The sequence below is a fragment of the Bacillus sp. Marseille-P3661 genome (assembly GCF_900240995.1).
Classification (GTDB): domain Bacteria; phylum Bacillota; class Bacilli; order Bacillales; family Bacillaceae_J; genus OESV01.
On the sequence record NZ_LT965959.1, the window covers coordinates 158628 to 177986 of the forward strand.

At 34.4% G+C, this 19359-nt stretch carries 14 protein-coding genes; 11 read left to right on the forward strand and 3 right to left on the reverse strand.

Annotated features, from left to right (window positions below; all coding sequences use genetic code 11):
* The first annotated feature begins 190 nt into the window (after nucleotides 1-190).
* From C1724_RS24750 to C1724_RS24760, 3 genes are all read left to right on the forward strand, one after another.
* Nucleotides 191-1177, forward strand: a complete 987-nt coding sequence (locus tag C1724_RS24750) for a hypothetical protein (protein ID WP_102349628.1) — start codon at nucleotides 191-193, stop codon at nucleotides 1175-1177.
* Nucleotides 1177-3153: a RecQ family ATP-dependent DNA helicase gene (locus C1724_RS24755; RefSeq protein WP_219723294.1), complete on the forward strand. Its 1977-nt coding sequence runs from the start codon at nucleotides 1177-1179 to the stop codon at nucleotides 3151-3153. Before C1724_RS24750 ends, C1724_RS24755 begins: the two co-directional genes overlap by 1 nt.
* Before the next feature lie 406 nt (nucleotides 3154-3559).
* Nucleotides 3560-5974 (forward strand): AAA family ATPase, encoded by a 2415-nt coding sequence (locus C1724_RS24760; RefSeq protein WP_102349632.1) that lies wholly within the window; start codon nucleotides 3560-3562, stop codon nucleotides 5972-5974.
* Nucleotides 5975-6527: 553 nt separating this feature from the next.
* Here the strand turns inward: C1724_RS24760 and C1724_RS24765 are convergent.
* Complete coding sequence (locus C1724_RS24765; protein WP_102349634.1) at nucleotides 6528-7103, reverse strand: TetR/AcrR family transcriptional regulator; 576 nt, start codon at nucleotides 7101-7103, stop codon at nucleotides 6528-6530.
* Between the two features lie 129 nt (nucleotides 7104-7232).
* On the opposite strand from C1724_RS24765, the gene C1724_RS24770 reads away from it, so the two are divergent.
* Nucleotides 7233-10346 (forward strand): MMPL family transporter, encoded by a 3114-nt coding sequence (locus C1724_RS24770; protein ID WP_258000524.1) that lies wholly within the window; start codon nucleotides 7233-7235, stop codon nucleotides 10344-10346.
* 322 nt (nucleotides 10347-10668) lie between these two features.
* Here the strand turns inward: C1724_RS24770 and C1724_RS24775 are convergent, their stop codons facing one another.
* Nucleotides 10669-11385: a hypothetical protein gene (locus C1724_RS24775; RefSeq protein ID WP_102349636.1), complete on the reverse strand. Its 717-nt coding sequence runs from the start codon at nucleotides 11383-11385 to the stop codon at nucleotides 10669-10671.
* Between the two features lie 220 nt (nucleotides 11386-11605).
* Here C1724_RS24775 and C1724_RS24780 point away from each other — a divergent pair, with 220 nt between their 5' ends.
* Genes C1724_RS24780 through C1724_RS24805 form a run of 6 tightly spaced genes read left to right on the forward strand, consistent with a single transcriptional unit; the run spans nucleotide 11606 to nucleotide 16931 of the window.
* Nucleotides 11606-12214 (forward strand): nucleotidyltransferase family protein, encoded by a 609-nt coding sequence (locus tag C1724_RS24780; RefSeq protein WP_102349638.1) that lies wholly within the window; start codon nucleotides 11606-11608, stop codon nucleotides 12212-12214.
* A gap of 53 nt (nucleotides 12215-12267) precedes the next feature.
* Nucleotides 12268-14430, forward strand: coding sequence for a xanthine dehydrogenase family protein molybdopterin-binding subunit (locus C1724_RS24785; RefSeq protein WP_102349640.1), 2163 nt, complete (start codon nucleotides 12268-12270; stop codon nucleotides 14428-14430).
* Nucleotides 14414-14890 (forward strand): (2Fe-2S)-binding protein, encoded by a 477-nt coding sequence (locus tag C1724_RS24790; RefSeq protein WP_258000525.1) that lies wholly within the window; start codon nucleotides 14414-14416, stop codon nucleotides 14888-14890. The genes C1724_RS24785 and C1724_RS24790 overlap by 17 nt, the downstream gene beginning before the upstream one ends.
* Entirely contained in the window at nucleotides 14890-15762 is an 873-nt protein-coding gene (locus tag C1724_RS24795; RefSeq protein WP_180994435.1) for an FAD binding domain-containing protein, read from the forward strand. The genes C1724_RS24790 and C1724_RS24795 overlap by 1 nt, the downstream gene beginning before the upstream one ends.
* A gap of 34 nt (nucleotides 15763-15796) precedes the next feature.
* Nucleotides 15797-16612, forward strand: a complete 816-nt coding sequence (locus C1724_RS24800; protein WP_258000526.1) for an XdhC family protein — start codon at nucleotides 15797-15799, stop codon at nucleotides 16610-16612.
* The gene (locus C1724_RS24805; RefSeq protein ID WP_102349646.1) at nucleotides 16605-16931 is read left to right on the forward strand and encodes an XdhC family protein; all 327 of its coding nucleotides are present in this window, start codon (nucleotides 16605-16607) and stop codon (nucleotides 16929-16931) included. The genes C1724_RS24800 and C1724_RS24805 overlap by 8 nt, the downstream gene beginning before the upstream one ends.
* A gap of 124 nt (nucleotides 16932-17055) precedes the next feature.
* On the opposite strand, the gene C1724_RS24810 is transcribed toward C1724_RS24805, so the two are convergent.
* Nucleotides 17056-18363 (reverse strand): hypothetical protein, encoded by a 1308-nt coding sequence (locus C1724_RS24810; protein ID WP_102349648.1) that lies wholly within the window; start codon nucleotides 18361-18363, stop codon nucleotides 17056-17058.
* Nucleotides 18364-18566: 203 nt separating this feature from the next.
* Between C1724_RS24810 and C1724_RS24815 the strand changes: the two genes are divergently transcribed.
* Nucleotides 18567-19319, forward strand: a complete 753-nt coding sequence (locus tag C1724_RS24815) for a creatininase family protein (RefSeq protein ID WP_102349651.1) — start codon at nucleotides 18567-18569, stop codon at nucleotides 19317-19319.
* Nucleotides 19320-19359: the final 40 nt, after the last annotated feature.

Genomic DNA, 19359 nt, shown 5'->3' on the forward strand with positions numbered 1-19359 from the left:
CCCTTTCATTTCAATCTGACTTTTCATTCTTTAAGTAGGTTCATACTGCCTGACTTAAAGTTCTTAATTTAAATTTTAAATGCTAGTTTTCATTTAGTATGTCTAACTAGGAAAATTGAAATAGGACACTTTATTCATTGTTTTTTGGTAAAATATAGGTAGTGTTTCGATTTACAAGGAGGGGAATTGAATGCGTGATTTTAATTTGGATTTGGATGATTTTTGTTATGAAGCTCACCATATCAAGAAAGTTTTTGAAGAAATAGAAAAGAATTTTGTGGGTTATTTTGATAAATATATTTTGTCACGAGGCGGAATAGTAGTCACTAATGAGGCAATTGAATCTCTTAAAGAAAAAATGAAGGTTAATAGTAATATTAAGGTTTCGATAGACAAATCTAAAATCCAACAAAATCTTGAAGCTATCAAAAACAATGCTATTAAAGAATTTGATAAAGATGTGGAAGAGTATGAGGAATTATTTGATTTAGATACTTTGGAAGAATATGCCGAAGACCCTGCAGGCTTTAAGAATGATTTAAAAAGAGATTGCTCCATGATTAGAAAAACATTGAATAGTAAAGACAAAAGTTTAGATCAGTTTAAAATAAAATTTAATATTTGTAATGCAAATTATTTGTTAGAAGTGATGACTAACATTGCAACTTATGTTAATGAATATCCTGAAAAGTGGGATGGATATGATTACAATGGTGATTATGAAATAGAAGATTTAATAGAAAATGATTTATTGGAACAATCGACTTTTGATACCACAGGCTATGGAGTGGATGGAGTAATAGGTGGAGGAATTAAAAGTTATATAGCACATAAATTATTGCCTGAGTATTTTCCCCATCGATCAAGAGAAGCTATTTGGGCATTATGGTATTTAAGCGATAAGAAGGATTTTGGTTGCGAGCAAGACTCTGAATTTTTAATGATTTTAACTGATAAAGTTGTCACTCAACAAAATTTCTATTATCCATACCAATTATTTGGGATATACAGTTATTTAATTTATCGTTTATTGTTAGAAAAATATATTGAATTAGGCGTTCATTTTTCGGAAAAATATCGTTATGTTTTTGTTAATGACTTTTTAAAATTTGTAGCAAAATGTCATGAAGGAGAAATTGCTGAATTAACTAGAAACATTCGAGAGGAATGGGTTTAATGCAGGTAGAAGAAGTGTTTAAAGAATATTTCCCTAAAATGGCTGAAGAAATAACATTGAAAGAAATACAAAAGAAAGTAATTAATAATATTTTAGGTGATAATAATTCGTTAGCTATTTTACCAACTGGTGGAGGAAAGTCGTTAATTTATTGGGTGTCTGGTATGGCACTTAACGGAATAACGATAGTTGTTTCACCTCTTATTGCTTTAATAGACGAACAAGTAGAGAAATTGCGTGAACAAAATATATCTGTTCTGAAATTACACGCAGATGTTAAACAAAAAGATCAAATCGAATTATTGTCTAAATTATATAGTGGAGACTATACACCTAGCTTCATCTTTGTGAGTCCAGAACGTTTAGCAATGGATGGATTATTAGAAAAGGCGTTAAAGAAACGTAAGGAAGATATTAAATTGGTAGTAATTGATGAAATACATTGTATTTCACAGTGGGGCGAGAGTTTTAGACCTTTATATACTCATATACCTACTTTTTTAAATACGGTGTTTGATAAATGGCCAGTTGTTTTAGGGCTTTCTGCAACTTTGAATGTGTTAGAAATTGAAGATATAAAAAAGAACTTTTATATTAACGACCAAAATGTCATAAAAGATGTTCATTTAATGAGAACTGAGATTAATTTAATTTGTAAGCACTTTAATGATGAGAATGAAAAAGAAGAGACTTTTTGGAACTTATTAGAACAACATAAAAATGAAAAAACATTAGTTTATGTATATAGAAAATATAGCAAACGTGGAGTGGAAGATTTTGCAGAGAAAGCAAAAGAAAAAGGACTTAAATCTGTTTATTTCCACGCAGATTTATCTAGTAATGAAAAGCAGGATATAATTCGAAAATATAAAGATAATGAAATTGATTTAATCTTTGCAACAAATGCGTTTGGAATGGGAATCGATATCCCAGATATCAAGTTAGTTATTCATTTTATGATTCCTGAATCAATTGCACAGTATTATCAAGAGGTCGGACGTGCTTCACGTAATAAAGAAGCATCGAATGCATACCTTTTATATACGGACAAGAATATTCAAGTTAAGAAAACACACTTTATTAATAAAAGTTTCCCATCATATGAGAAAATGGAAGAAAAATTTGAAGAAATTAGGAATGGTAAAAAAGGCTTTAAAAATATTGAATATTACGATGATGATATATTGCAATTATGTCTACCGTATTTACTGGATGTTGGAGCAGTTAATATATGTGCAAAAGCCATCCATTCATTGAAAATCTTAGAGGATATTAAAAATCCAGATCTCCAAAAAGCATTAGATGCTTCGAAGCCGAAAACATTTATAACTACATTTAAAAAAACAGACTACACTCCAGAAGAACTCTCTGATTTAGTTTTTGAATCTTTGTTAAAAGGAGAATGTACGGTTAAAAGAAGTTTAGCAAAATGTTTGATAGTTGAAGTATTAGTTGATGATCTAAAACCTTTTGAACAACGAATAAATGAAATGATTGAGGAAAAGAAGAAGTTTAAATACGACCAACTTGATTATTTCGTATACACAATTGATCGTACAGACAATTCTATTGAGTTGCATCAAGAAATAGCTCAATTTCTTGGCGTGAGTAAGTGGGATTTACAAAGAATTTATACAACAGAAAAAGGAGATAAGGTTCGATCAAAATCAGAAGTAATTATTGCAAACACTTTATACAATAAAAATGTACCGTATGAATATGAACAAGCATTATTCGCACCAAATGGCAAACAAATGTCTCCAGACTTTACAATTATACTAAATGGGAAAACTTATTTCTTAGAACATATCGGAATGTTGAATAATGAACAGTATTCGGAACGATGGTTAGAAAAAAGAAAGTTATACGATGAATTTTATAAAGAGAACTTGTTAATTACTTATGAATCTCCAAACTTAGCAACTGATATCTTAACTTTAATAAAGAAACTCACTGAAAACAATAGATTATCTTAATCTATTAAGGTAGTAGGCAGCGCCGTCTGTTTTTCTGTAAAACATTTGTATAAGTTTTTAAACATCTAGGTGTTATTGGTGTAACTGAGCGTTGGACAAGTGATTAATGCTTTTTAGCAGATAGATAATTTTTAGTATTCAGCTAATGGGATTTTCTAAGGAGTAAAAGAAGGGGTAATGCTATTTTACCTATTTCAATGGAAGAGGCAAAAAGTATTTTAAAACAAGTGGGAATATCGTGATTAGATTATTGGAAAATCCTAAAAAATCTAGATAATAAATTTTATCCTATTAGTAATGATTGAGGAATCATTTTATTTCCCACTGGTTATTAGAGTAATTAATATACTATTCAAACTATCAATTAACAAACCTTTCGTTACTATTTTTATTTGGAGGATTATAAATGAATTTAGCAGGTCTAGAAATCACAGGTGGATATTTTACTAGCACTCAAGAAATTCAACTTTTTAAAAAACATAATCAGGTAGCTTCTCTAGTCTACGGTAAAAATGGAAGTGGAAAATCCAGTATTTCACGTGCTATAAATGAAAATTATAAAAAAGTTCTTGGAGAGATAAATGAAGCAGAAACTGAATTTACAAACATAGTCATCAAAGAATTGAAAGCACACCCGCAACAAGGGACACAGCCAATGGAAACAGCAACCATATCTTCAATAAAAACTTATGTATATAACGAAGATTTCATTTTAGAAAACATACATTTTAAAGATAATGGTTTAGACACAATTGTTATGCTAGGAGATCAACAGGAATTACACACACAAATTTCAGGGACTAAAAATTCACTAGACCATAAACGAAATGAATATGCTATCGCATCACATGAATATAATCAACTTCAGAATAAGTTGAACCCAAAATCTTCTGCTTACTTTAAAGAAGCTGTTAGAGAAAAACTAAAAGACCGTTGGGCTAGCACACAAAGTAAAATTCAAAACACTAAGATTAATGCTAAAGTAGATGTAAATTTGATTAATAATCTACTCAACCATGTTGATACACAAGAAAGTTATGATGATTTGTTACAGGAACTTAATTTGAAACTAAAACATTTAGAAAAAATTAATACATTAAATCCTTTTAGTCAGATAAGTTCAATTACTATTTCTACAAATATTGACTTTATAAATCAACTCTTACAAAAAACGATTACTGAGCCTGAACTTAATGAACGAGAAACAGCAATACTATCAGTTATTCGAGAGAGTAGTGGGGAATTTTTGAATCAGTCTAAGACTTTCATGAAAAATGATTCTCAAAATGATTGTCCATTTTGTTATCAATCTGTTCCAGATGAACATAAGAATACTGTTTTAGATGTGATAAAAAAAATATTACAAACAGATGCAGCAAATGAACATATTAACGAGTTAGAGGCCATAAAACTTGAACCTATAACTTTAGATTTATCTTTATACAATACTCTTCTAGAAAAGGATTTACTATTTTCGCTGAAAGATTTAATTCATATATACAACGAATCTTTAGGAAAAATAAAACAACTTATAACATCAAAGAAGAATAATCCATACACTCCAATCGTTAATGATATTAACCCATCTTTACACTTAAATAATTTAAATGCACTTATTTCAAAATGTAACGACTTTATAAGGGCTTTTAACGATAGCCTTTCGGAGAAGAATATTTTAATCCAAAGCTTATCTAAAATAAATCTAAATTTGGCTTATAAAGATGTTAAAGAACTTGTAGAACAATATAAAGAAAAGCAAGCATATGAAAAAGATTTAGAGGAAAAGCTTGAATTATTGAAGAGTGAAGGTAAAGAATTAAAAAGGCAATTAGAAGTTTTAGAATCTAAGATTGCCAATATAGATATTGCTTGTAATGTAATTAATGATTATCTTAAATATATTTTTTATGATTCCACTAGGTTATCATTACACCCACATGAAGATTCTTATCTTGTGAAATGTAGGGGCGAAAATGTAAAATTATCTTCGTTATCAATTGGTGAAAGAAATGCTATCTCTTTATGCTATTTCTTTTCTCAACTTTTTAAAGGTAAAACTATTCAAGAAGTGTTCAATGATAAATCACTTTTAGTCATTGATGATCCAATATCAAGTTTCGATTTCGAAAATAAAGTTGGAGTTTATTCATTTTTAAGATTCATTTTAAACGAATTACATACCGCAAATCCTGAGAGTAAAGCTATTATTTTTACACATGACCTCGAATCATTTCAGCATTTTCAAAAGATTTATAGTGATATAGGTTTAAAGAAACAGATAGCAACTAATCAATTGATAAACCGTTCGATAAAGCCAATTCACAATAAGAAATTTAATGAGTATAGTATTTTACTACAAAATATATATGATTACGCAATGGATAATAATAGAGAAACATTGGATTTAACTATTGGAAATATAATGCGTCGAGTTTTAGAAGCATTCACAACCTTTAATTATAAAATGGGGATTGAGGAATTAACGACTAATGAAGATGTATTATCTCATTTACCTTCACAAGATTTACAAGATTATTTTAAAAATTGTATGTACAGATTAGTTCTACACAGTGAAAGTCATTTTTTAGAAAGAACTAAAGGTTTAATTGATAGAGGCTTTATTGAAGCTTTTTCAACAAGCGAAAAAGTAAAAACTGCAAAAGATATACTAATTTTATTATATACATTAAATCCTCTTCATGTTGAAATCCATTTAAATAAAGAAGATGATGATTTGTTTACGCTTAAAAGAAAAGTTGAACAAATAGAAATGTGGGGAAAAGAACTTTTCCCAGAAACTCAACTAGTTGGAACAGTTTAACATTTTAACTAAAATCTATGGGATGCTGGCAAACGAATATAGACTTAGTTCTAGTTTTTTTAATATGTTTATTGCTTCATTAATTTAAATTTGTATCTTGGAATCAACATCATACAAATAAAATGTTAACATTATGCTAACGTAATCCCATAAAAATCGGTAAATCCTCGTTAAAGATGTTACAGCAAATAATATCCAAAACGTTGATTTACCGCACTTTTTGCACCTCTCGTTAACGATATAACACACTCTCATCTTACGGGCGGCATGATGTAATAAGCCGTTCCACCCCTTGATGTATAAGGGTCTTATGTAAGATGAGAGTGTAATGCTAGCATTTGCTCACATAGAGAATTAAAAAGAGGCTTCTCAAAAGTTAAATAAACTTTTGAGAAGCCTTGTTTGTGTTTCCTAATTTTGGTTGGTATCTAGTATCCTATCCCAATATTTAATATTGTAAGTTTTAAAATACTGATCATTTTAACTCTAGTCAGCAAATGTTTTTATATTGAAAACTCGTATGGCAGGCACAAATTGATGATTTCAAGGCACCTCAATTACTTTTGAGATGTCCGTTTATTCTATGTTCTGCGCCGAGTATTTGATCCTGTATAAAAATATTAATCATTTCGATAATCTCTTCAGGGGTTTGATCCATTTCCCCAAGTAACCAGCTCTCCACCAGTCCTGCCAGTGACAAAGTATAAAAGTGCGTAAGGAATGTCATATATTCCTCGGATGCATTCAATTTTCCCCCAAATTCTTTAATGACTCTTCCAAAAATGCTATGAATATCTGAATAAAAGAAGCGTTTTAAATGTCCACGGCCTAAAGAACGCAGTGCACATATACAAAATTCCCGGTTCTCATCTAAATAGTTGAAAAGCTGTAGTAAACCTTCTTTCCAAACAGATGCATTTTCAGGAACGTCTAAGAATTGAATAGTTTCTTGTTGGAATGTCCATTTGAGTAAATCATAAATATCCTCAAAGTGATAATAAAAGGTTTGTCGGTTCATATTCGATTGGTCAGTTAGTTCACGAATGGATATTTTTTCGAGGGATTTATTTTTCATTAGTGCCTTTAAGGATGCAGCAAGAATTCGTTTTGTTTCATCACCATGTTTCATTTCTTCAACTCCAGATTAAGTCATTATTTTTAAACAGTACGACCCTAATTGTCTATATTTTAACCTTTTTTCTCGTGCTAAAGTATTGTTAAGGTTGTTTTAATTCTTTTAGAAGAAAGGTGATCAATTTTGAAAAATTGGCTAAATATACGTACTGCATCTTTCGTGTTCTGGGTAGTTATTTCAGTTATTATGATTTTTACAATGCCAAACCTAGATACATTGGTACGTGAAAAAGGTCAAACAGAAATCCCATCCTATACTCAAAGTGAGATAGCGTCGGATTTGTTGACAGAAATGGCGAATGAGGAAACGGAAAATTATCAGTTTATCGCTGTGTTTACGAGTGGTAGCGATGAGCCTTTAAATGAAAAACAGTTAAATGACATAGACAAAGTCGTTCAAATATTAAAAGATAATAGTGAAGAACTTGGCATTACAGATATGCTTGCTCACTCTGATAGTGATGAAGCAGAAAAACAACTTGTGTCTGAAGACGGTACAACGATTTTAACTCAAATATACGTTGACCAAAATCAAGGAACTGTTGAAAAAGTAGCGCAAAGCTTACGGGAGAAAACGGAAGTAGCGTCTGTCGATTCGTATTATACGGGGACAGATATCGTTTTAGATGATTTCGCAAAATCATCACAAGAAGGAATTAAGAAAACAGAAGGTATTGCAATTATCTTTATTTTAGTGGTGTTAGTCTTAGTGTTCCGTTCTCCGATAGTTCCTTTAATTTCTCTTATTACAGTAGGTGTATCATATATTGTTTCACTTGGTATTGTCACTCAATTGGTTGATAAGTTTAACTTCCCATTCTCAAACTTTACTCAAGTCTTCCTGATAGTTATTTTGTTTGGGGTTGGGACAGATTATAATATTTTACTTTACACGCGTTTTAAAGAAGAACTGGGTAAGGGAGGACATATTTTAAAAGCCATTACTGAAACTTATCGAACTGCAGGTAAAACAGTTATCTATAGCGGTATTGCAGTATTTATCGGATTTATGGCGCTTTATTTAGCTGAATTTAAATTGTATCAAGCTACATCAGCGGTTGCAATTGGGGTTGCAGTACTATTGCTTGTATTGCTTACTTTAAATCCATTCTTTATGGGTGTACTTGGGATTAAGATGTTCTGGCCAGCTAAGTCTATCAATGGACATAGTGAAAATAAAATTTGGTTATTTTTATCAAAGCATTCTTTTTTTAGACCAATTGCAGCATTAGCGATTGTTTCCATTATTTCTGTCCCATTTATTTTGAAATATACAGGCGATCTAAATTATAACGATTTAGTTGAAATTAGTGATGAATATGAATCAAAACAAGCAATTACAGTAATTGAAGAGCATTTCCCAGCTGGATTTTCTTCACCAACTTCTCTAGTTATTAAGGCTGGTGAATCTCTTGCTACTCAAAAAGGATTACAAGAAATCGAACTGTTGACTGATGTAATTTCAAGAGTAGATGGGGTTTCACAAGTTCTTTCTGTTACTCGTCCTTCAGGTGAGAAAATACAAGATTTATATATTCAAGAACAAACAGAAACGTTAAATGAAGGACTTGATTCCGCTCAAGAAGGTTTAGGAACAATTAATGGTGGACTTTCAGATGCAAAAAACCAACTAGGACAGGTCGATCAAAATAGCTTTGACGGTATACAACAATTAATAGATGGTACGTCTTCATTGGAGCAAGGTGTAGGAAAACTAGATAAAGCTTTAAACCAAGTTGCTCAGGGATTTAAGGATGGAGCAAATGGTGCTACAGAATTATCTACTGGCTTAAGTACTTTAAAACAAAGTGTAAGTTTTCTAAATGATGAAGCATCGAAGTTACAAGCAGGCTACAAAGAAATTGAAAATGGATTTAGTGCATTTAGTGAATTGTTCGCTACAATGGAAAATGCAATAGCAAATGCAAATCAAGGTTATGTAGCAATTGAAAAATCAATGAATGCATTAGTCCAATCAAATCCAGAGTTAGCTCTCGATATCAATGTACAATCAGTTATTGGTACTGCTCAAGGTGCTCAGAAGCAACTTTCACAATTAGCAGAAAAATTAAATGAACTTACACCACAATACGAAGTTGCAGTTACTTCTTTAGAAGAAGCAAATAAAGTATTTTCTCAAATTAGAAACGGCTTACAACAGGTAGAAACTGGTGCAGGGCAATTACAAACTGGGGCAAGTACGTTAGCTACTGGACTTGAAACAGGTGAAGCTGGTGTCGATCAAATTATTTCAAAAACAGGAGAGCTTGAAACGGGTTTATCTACTGTAAACGAAGGACAAAAACAATTACAAGATGGCTTAGCCGAGCTTCAAGTTAATATTAATCTATTACAAAATGGATTAGGACAAAGTACAAATGGTTTAAATGAAATCAGTGATGGTTTATTAGAGGCGCAAGAATATCTTAGTGAAGTTAGTAATTCAAATTCAAATAGTGTCTTCTACATTCCTCAAGAAGTATTAGAAGGAGAAGACTTTGAAGAAAGCTTAAATATGTACATGTCTGAAGATCGGACAATAACAAGTATGACTATTATTTTAGACGTGAATCCATACTCAAAAGAAGCGATGTCTATTATTGAAGACATCGATGAACAAATTAAAGCAACGGCAAAAGGTTCGAGTCTTTATGATGCGGAAATTGCATTAGGTGGTAAATCTGCAGCAAACGTTGACTTACAACAAATTTCTAGTAAAGACTTTACACGTACAATTGTCATCATGATGATTGGTATTGCAATTGTATTAGTGATTATCACACGTTCAATCTGGCAAACAATTATTATTATCGCTTCGTTAATTTTAGCTTACTATACATCGCTTGGTCTTTCAGGGTTACTAAGTGATGCACTTCTAGGTCAAAGTATATTGAGTTGGAATGTACCATTCTTTAGCTTCATAATGATTGTTACTCTAGGAGTGGATTACAGTATCTTCCTAATGATGCGTTTTGATGAAGTGAAAGATCAGGGAAGTGAAGGAATTATTGATGCTGCAAAACAAATTGGAGGCGTAGTATTATCAGCAGCCTTAATTTTAGGTGGTACTTTTGCAGCCTTGATCCCATCAGGTATCGTAACATTAATGCAAGTGGCTATTTTAGTTTTAATAGGACTTGTATTGTTAAGCTTTATCATGCTGCCTGTCTTTTTACCAGCATTAATAGGATTAACTAAAAAACTAAAAAATTTATTTTCGGAGAAAAAAGGTAAATAACATGAAAATGACTCCTTATTAGAAATTAAATTAGGAGTCATTTTTATTTTTGTACATGAATAAACTTTCTCCAAAAAAATAATGCCTCTAATCAGTGACGAAGTAACAGTGAAAACAAAGAAAATGCCATCCAATTCAATTATTCTAATAGTTTGAAGTAAAACATATTAATAGTACGAAAAAGCGTTTAGAAAAGAGCCTGAAAAAAACTATCTCCCAGCTGTATTCAACTGGGAGATAGGCTCATGATTTTCAATCTTCATCCTAGTTACTGCTATACTATTAGGGCGATTCGCTTAATCTTCTAGTAAAATTTTTTTTGTTAGCCACGTATCGTTGCTGTCCATTGACCTCCACCCTGATCACAGGTAAATGTTCCACTTGCATTTCTACCTTGAATTCTGCCGGTGTATCGGCAATTATTCCCATCACTACTATTCCTGCGGAGAATCCGTACATTATTTCCATCCTGTTCCATCGTCAAGACAGCTGTAATAGGTGTGGCTCCTTGTCTGGTCCACCTACCGTCAAAGGTATTGCTGTTTCCTCTTCGAGTCCAGACACCTCTCCAAGCACCTTCTTGAACCTCCCATCGTCTGCCTAAGTCAGGTACTTGCGGACCTCTTTGGATAGTTGCACTCCAAGAGCCACCTCCACGATCACATACGTTTGTTCCTGTCACACGATTCCCTACAACTCTACCTACATATTGACAATTGTTCCCGTCACTACTATTACGACGAGAAATACAAACAAAGTTATCTTGTACTTGTATTCTCATCACAGCCGTAATAGGAGTTGCTCCTTGTCTCGTCCATCTCGCATCAAATACATTACTGTTCCCTCTCCGGGTCCAAACCCCACTCCAGCCACCTTCTTCAACTTCCCAACGAGTACCTAAGTCAACGGGCTGACGCATGGAGTAGTCAAGGAACTCATCAAAACTTTGTGCATTAGGATTATAAATTTCAGTTGGATGATACGAATTCACATGATAATACGGGTTATAATAATAATTTGGATCCCCATAATAATACATATCCTTACCTCCTCGGAACATTCAAAACCTTTGTATTTTCATAACCATAATATGTTTAAAGAATTGAAAGGTACTTAACAAGTGAGTGCAGTATAATGTGAAAAAATTCGAATCAAAATTTTCAACTGTTTTGGTTGGCGATGAAGGCAGGAGAAATTATCAGGTTATACGAAAAATGCAGGAGCATATATTTTATTATCTACACTAGGGAGGCCATTAGATGGAGTCGATGGAAGCGGTCATCCTTGCTGCCGGCTATTCAAGCAGGGCCAATGATTTTAAAATGACTTCTAAACTAGGGATAATGACAGTATTGGAACATACCGTTTCTAAATTTGACGGTATATGCCAAAAGGTTATAATTGTGAGCGGCTTTCAAGGGGAGCGCTTAAAAGAAGTAACAATAGAAATGCAGAATCATAACTATTATGACATGGAAATCGTTTGTGTGTTTAATCCAAGATTTAACCAGGGGATGTTTAGTTCCGTACAAAGAGGATGTAGAGAAGTGAGTGCATCTCATTTTTTTATTACACCTGGAGATTGCCCGCTTGTCGAAAAGGAAACAATTCAAAACTTAGTAAAAGAAAATGGAAACATAGTGATTCCAAGTTATCAAATGAAAGGTGGTCACCCGATTAAATTAACGGTTGAGATAAAAAAACGTATCCTTGAAGCGAATGCTGATAGTAATTTGCGGTATATTCTTCAAGGATATGAAAAGAATTTTTTGAATGTAAAGGATCCTGGTGTCCTTATGGATTTGGATACTCCGGAAGATTTCAACAAAGCAATAGAGTACTATAATGAACGCAGCAGAAAACGATAAATGTTACATCCTATAATAGGTTATTTTAAACTACCATAAGGGGTGTTGCTCTCATGTTTGCTAAGGATATAAGTGTCTCTGTAAAGAAAAAAGATCATGATGAGAAATTATCGGGTCAACTTGCTTATATAAGCGACGAGAAATTAGATTCTATGCTTTATGGTGTATTGTATCGCTCGCCTATCGCATACGGTAAAGTACGATCCATCCGGTTACCTCCATTGCCTGCAGGTTATGAAAAGGTTGGAGCAGAGCACATCACTGGGGCTAATTTTGTGAAAATGTTAAATAAAGATCAGCCCATTTTTGCTAATGAGTGGGTCAATTATATTGGTGAACCCATGTTCATGCTCGTTGGTCCAAAGTTAGACGTTCTTTATCAATTATTAGATGAAGTAGAAGTGGATATTGAAGAACATGAGGCCATCTTTACATTAGAAGAAGCGATAAAACAAAAGGATAAAACGGGCGTTTTCGCCAGTCACGAATTTGGTGAAAGCCTGGAAGTGATCCAATCTATCGAAAAAAGTGCTCATCAAATAATTGAAGAAGAGTACGAAACGGGGTATCAAGAACATGTCTATTTAGAACCCCAAGGCATGCTTGGGATATATAAAGATGAGGAAATCCTTGTAAAAGGATCCATGCAATGTCTTTATTATGTGAAAAATGCACTGATTAGTGCGTTGGCATGTGAGGATGATGAAGTAAGGGTGATACAAAGTCCTACAGGTGGCGGATTTGGAGGGAAGGAAGATTTCCCATCCATGATGGCTTGTCATGTGGGCGTTGCTGCTAAGGTTGTCAAAAAACCGGTCTTCCTTCTGTTTGAGCGTGCGGAGGATATGGAAGTAACGACAAAGAGACATCCAGCCAAATTTAAATATCGCACTGCTTTGGATGAAAAAGGAAATATTCTATGCATGTATATAGAGCTTTTTCTTGACGGCGGGGCCAATGCAGGTTTAAGTCCTGTTGTGTTGCAGCGGGCTTTACTAAACAGTGCAGGAGTATATAAAATTCCTCATTTTCATGCGAAAGGCTATGCACTGAAAACCAATACCGTTCCTAATGGAGCTTTTCGAGGGTTTGGCGCACCGCAAAGTTTTGCGGGTATTGAAAGTCATCTGGGACACATAAGCAGAATAGGAAAGAGAGATCCCATTGAATATAAACGGAACTATTTGGTAAAACATGGCGACCCAACCATTACCAACGGGAGATATAGAGATCCGATTTTATTAGATGACATGATACAGGATTTAATGCGAACCATGGACTATGAAAAGAAAAGAGAAAGCTTGAATGCCTTTAACCAACAAAATAAGCGCTACAAAAAAGGGATAGGTGCTTCCTTTTTCCTGCATGGCTGTGGATTCACAGGCAGCGGGGAAAGAGATCATATTAAAGCTATAGTAAAATTAGCCAAAACAAAAAAGGATCAAGTTTTGATCAAAATCTCCAATGCAGATATTGGTCAAGGCGTGTTAACCACCATGAGCAAAATTGTAGCCAAAGAGCTTGAACTGCCTTATGAAAATATATCGTTTCCGTATCCAGATACGAAAGAAGTTCCTGATTCCGGTCCAACTGTAGCATCTAGGACGACGATGATCGTGGGAAAACTGCTGGAACGGGCAGCAAGAAATCTGAAAGCAGAGTGGCAATCAGGTGTTTCTCAAGAAGTAGAAGAACACTATGTTCATGAAGAAATGATTCCTTGGGATGAGGAAAAATTCTCTGGAGATGCTTATCCTGCATATTCGTGGGGAGTTAATTTCGTTGAACTGGAAGTGGATACCTTAACGGGTAATGTCAAATTGGAAAGGATCTACGGAAGCTTTGATATCGGAAAAGCGATTGATGAACGAATTGTCAAAGGGCAGATCGATGGCGGCATCGCACAAGGAGTCGCTTACGGTTTTATGGAAAAAATGACGTCTAAATCAGGAAAAATCCTACAAAGAAGCATCTCAGATTATGGACCCCCAACAGCGATGGATATGGTCCATATTGAAAGCAAACTCTATGAAAATCCTTATGCTGGAGGACCTTATGGCGCTAAAGGTGTCGGTGAATTGCCATTAACGGGTGGAGCTCCTGCTGTGCAAGCAGCTATAGAGGATGCCTTGCAAATATCCTTTTATCAAATACCTGTAACGCCAGAAGTGATTATTGGAAGTTTGACAAAGAAGGTTGGTGAAGGGATTGATTAGATTTCATCTGAATGGAAGAGCAGTAGAAACCAAGGCTCCCCCCACGGTAAGATTAATCGATGTAATAAGAGATGAATTTGATTTAATAGGCACTAAGGAAGGTTGTGGCGATGGAGAATGCGGGGCTTGCAGTGTCTTTGTCAATCATCTTGTACAAAATAGCTGTCTCATCCCGATCGCCGCTATCGAAGGAGCCAATATTAATACCATTGATGGATATTGTAAGAAGGAATCATTTCAAATTTTGAGTGATTGCTATGCTGAAGCAGGTGCTGTGCAGTGCGGCTTTTGTATACCGGGAATGGTTATGGCAAGTGCGGCCTTGTTATCCCAAAATCCCAATCCTACAGAAGAAGAAATTCGGGAAGGTATCTCGGGAAATTTGTGCCGCTGTACGGGATATAACATGATTGTAGATGCGATTAAATTAGCGGCGAAAAAGGGTGAAGGGCTATGGTAATGCAAACTATCCTATCCTTTCGGTTTATGAGTTTGGAAGAAACGATTTCTCAGCTAAATAAAGAGCAATGCCAAGTTATGGCGGGTGGCACAGATCTCATGGTACAGCATAAAAGTTCAAGAGGTGCACCTGCAAAGATTGATAAACCAGTCATATTTATCGACCATTTAAAGGAGCTAAAACGGATTTATAAAATGAATCATGACCTTTATATCGGTGCTTGTTGTACCTATACCGAATTGATGGAACACCCACTAATACCGGAAATACTAAAGAAAGCGATAAAAGAAATTGCCGCGCCAGCGATTCGAAATAGAGGAACATTAGGCGGGAATATTTGCAACGCATCTCCGGCAGGAGATACTTTGCCTTTGTTATATCTTTATAACGCGAAAATTCGACTGCGATCCTCTAAAGGAGAAAGGGTTGCAGACATTGGTGACTTTATTCAAGGACCAAGAAAAGTGAATAGATTCACAAATGAAATCGTCACAGAAATCATTTTGCCAAATGTGCGAGAGGAGCAAACTTCTTTTGTATTTGAGAAAGTGGCGAACAGAAGAGCTGATGCCATAGCGAAAATATCATTTGCAGGGTCGATTCGTATGGAAGAAGGTAGAATTGTTGATGCTCGATTTGCCTTCGGTGCTGTGGGGCCAACCATCGTCCGTTCCCTAGATATTGAAAAGAAATTATCGGGAGTAGCTTTTCCGTTGGACGCTCAGGTCATTGATGGGGTTGTCGCCGATTTTAATAGTATCATAAAACCAATCGATGATCATCGCTCAACGGCAGTTTATCGGAAAGCAGTGGCACTCAATTTATTGCGTCATTTTCTTGAATCCAAGGGGGGATTGGAGGAAGGAACATGACAGAGTTGAATGCTAAAGCGGTGAGTGAGACAAGATGATGAGTTCAAAAATGCTTCAACTATTAAATAATGGATTGAATGAACAAAAATCAAGCGCATTAGTGACGATTACCTCGCATCCCCAACAGGATTTTTTAGGAAAAAAGTTTTTAGTTTGGGAGGATGGAACCACTTATCATGAATATATAGAGACAGAAAATGTTTCTGTAAGTTTAATAGATTTATGCCAATCTTTCATTCAAAAAGAAAAGACGAAATGTATTCGCTTTCAATTGAACGGGATAGAAATAGAAGCTTTTGTAGAAGTATTTCAACCTGAACCTCACCTTATTATTGCTGGGGCTGGGCATGTATGTGAGCCAGTCGTACAATTCGCCTCCCTGTTAAATTACCGAATTACCGTAATTGATGACCGCAAAGAGTTAGCGAGGAAAGAACGCTTTCCATTCGCCAATGAAGTGATTTGTTGCTCCTTTATGGATTATTTTAGAGATTGCCAGATTACAGCCAATACATGGATTTTGCTACTGACTAGAGGCCATCAATTTGATGTCATTAGTCTACAGGAATTGTTAAAGCGAGAGGATTCACCTGCCTATATTGGCATGATAGGGAGCAGACGAAGAATAGCGGGAGTATTAGAACAACTAAGGGAAGACTTTAGCGAAAAGGCTTTGGATCACATTTTTACCCCGGTTGGCCTCGATATTGGTGCAGAGACACCTTCGGAAATTGCGATAAGTATTCTAGCTGAAATGTTAATGGTCAAAAACAAAAAAGCTGGGCAATCATTAAGTCAAGAAATTCGAGGTTTAGCAAAATTAGGTTTTCGAGGTGGTAAAAATGGATAACGTGAACTTGATTGAAAAGGCGGTCTTATTACGATTAAGAGGTGATGCCGCAGCCCTTGCTTCAATTATTAAAAAAAAGGGGTCTGTTCCAAGGAATGTAGGATCAAAAATGATTATTATGAGGAACGGTGAAATTTTTGGGACAATTGGAGGAGGATGTGGAGAAGCCGAGGTAATTGAAAAGGCATTACAAGTCATTGATAAAGGAATCCCAGATAAACATACGGTAGACCTCACAAAAGGATTGTTTTATGAAGATGGTGGGATTTGTGGAGGGGTATTTGAGGTATTTATTGAACCATTATCCCAAGAAGGCTGATGAAAAGTACTAATTGGTTAATTTTATAAATTCTTCGAAATTAATGGATTAAACATAAAAAAGCATTGGGAATGTCCCAATGCTTTTTGTCTTTATTCTGAAACCAGTATCTCCGTTGGCCTTTTTACTTTTTTATATATTCAACCCTGTAAATTTTACTTGGTCTCCCTCTTGTCGAAGATGTTTCAATGCCGACAATTTTGGCTAGGTTATGTTTCTCAAGGTCACTTAAAATTCTTCTGGCGTTTCGTTGCGTCATATCCAACCATTTGGCGAGGTTTGTAGAATTAATGGAGCCTTGACCTAAATTATCCTGAATGGAAAGTATTTTATTAAATGTACTTATGTTTACGCCAGCATTTTTTAGCTTTTCAATCAATTCTAAATCCTCAGAGCGATAACTGAACGAAAGGCTGTTTTGTTTTTGCAGTGGGCCTTCGATAACTCCATTCTCATTCGCGAGCATGGCAATATTTTTCCCATTATTCTTTGCGTGATTAAGTGCTAGGTAGGCATTTTGTTCAGCTCCAAAAACTGTTTTTCCGTAACCAATTCCGATATTGGCTGTCAATGTAGTAATTAAGATTACTTTTTCTAAAAGAGTGAAAATTTCATTGTTATTTTGGCTTTCTAAAGCACCTCTTGTTGAAAAAATGATAAATTTATCATTTCCTAATTGGATAAAAGAACCTGATATACTTTCTGTAAACTCTATAATAATATCTTGTAATTTAAGATTTAATCGATAGGCATCAAATGATACACTGTTTTCTCCTATTAAATTGTTCATATCGTAAATTTGCAGTATCAAAACTGAGATTTGAGAGCTTTTAAAATGTAACATTTCGCTTTTTTGAGAAGCAATTGAAATAGTTTCTCTGATCACCATTCTGGTAGGTTTAATTCGATATACTGGAACATTCATGTTGTTCAACGTTTCATAAACGGAACGTATATAGGTAATACAACTTTCCACGATCCCTTTTTTATATAGTTGATAGTGGAAATCTACTAATTCATCTTTGGGTTTATATCCCTTGTACGGCAATAACTGCAGCTCTCCTGTATTAAGTCCTAATTCCGTAAATGTTTCTAATACCTCATTTTGAGGGATTGTATCAATACTTAACTTATTCAAACTCTTTTTATCTTTATATGATATATCTAGCAGTACCTTCGATAAACTCGATCCGTTTAATGGGGGATAAAAACCATTCTGGTTTATTAAATATTCCTCTGCGAATGCGTACGGTGCTTGTCCAGAAAATAACCACACATCCACCTCATCCTTTGCTTTATTCACTATTTCTCTGGATTCTTCAAATCTTTTATATACAAAAGGGATATTAATGATATCTGAGAATTCATCTGCCACATCTAAAATTAATTTAACAGAGTCCTCAGGTCCTACGATCCCTAATCTTGTCTTCATCTAGAAAACCCCTTCTCCCTGTATTATGAGAATCAATCTATAACATTAAGAATATAACAAACTTTAAGATAATTCATTAAATGGAATTGACAAAAAATTAAAAGTTTATTAAACTATTCATTAAGGGAATATATAAGGAAAATATCCTTTAATAGAAATTTAACACTTATTGATACGATTTTCAATGAAGGAGGTGAAGAGATTTGAATATCGATGAAATGACAAGAGAAGAAATTGCAGAGAAGATTTCAAACAGCTTAGTAATTATTCCGGTTGGTGCAATAGAGCAACATGGCCCCCATCTTCCAATAAATACGGATACCATTATTATCGACGCAATTGCAACGAGAGTGTGCAATGCTATGGATTCTAATTACTCAGTTTTTAAAGCACCTGTTGTAAGTTATGGAAATTCTCATCATCATTTCCCTTTTCCAACCATGTCTTTAAAAAGTGAAACATTAATTTTGTTGCTTAAAGACCTTGTACAATCATTAGTTACATTTGGTTGTAAAAACATTCTGATATTAAATTCTCATGGTGGAAATGACGAAGCGATAAGAATAGTTGCAAGAGACATGTCGCGAGAGTGTCAAGTTTCTATTGGGGCTGCATCATATTGGACAATAGCTTGGGACAGACTAATTAGTGAATGTAATGCGTTGGATTTAGGTAGGGTACCAGGGCATGCTGGGGGATTTGAAACATCATTAATGTTAGCGCTTACTCCAGAAAATGTAAAATTGGAAAAACGTCCGCCACTTCGAGAAGATAAGATTCCAAATGTAGATAATGCAAGGAGAATCTATATTTCACGCCCGAATAATAGCGTTGGCGTTGGAGGCATTAGTGATGATGCTCGTCATGCAGCAAAAGATATTGGAGAAAAAGCTTTATCTGTAATTGTAGAGGAAGTAATAAAAACGGTTAAAGCGTTTATTGAGCAAAAGATTTAAAACTTTATTTTAAAGAGTCACAAAAAAATCATAGGAGTTG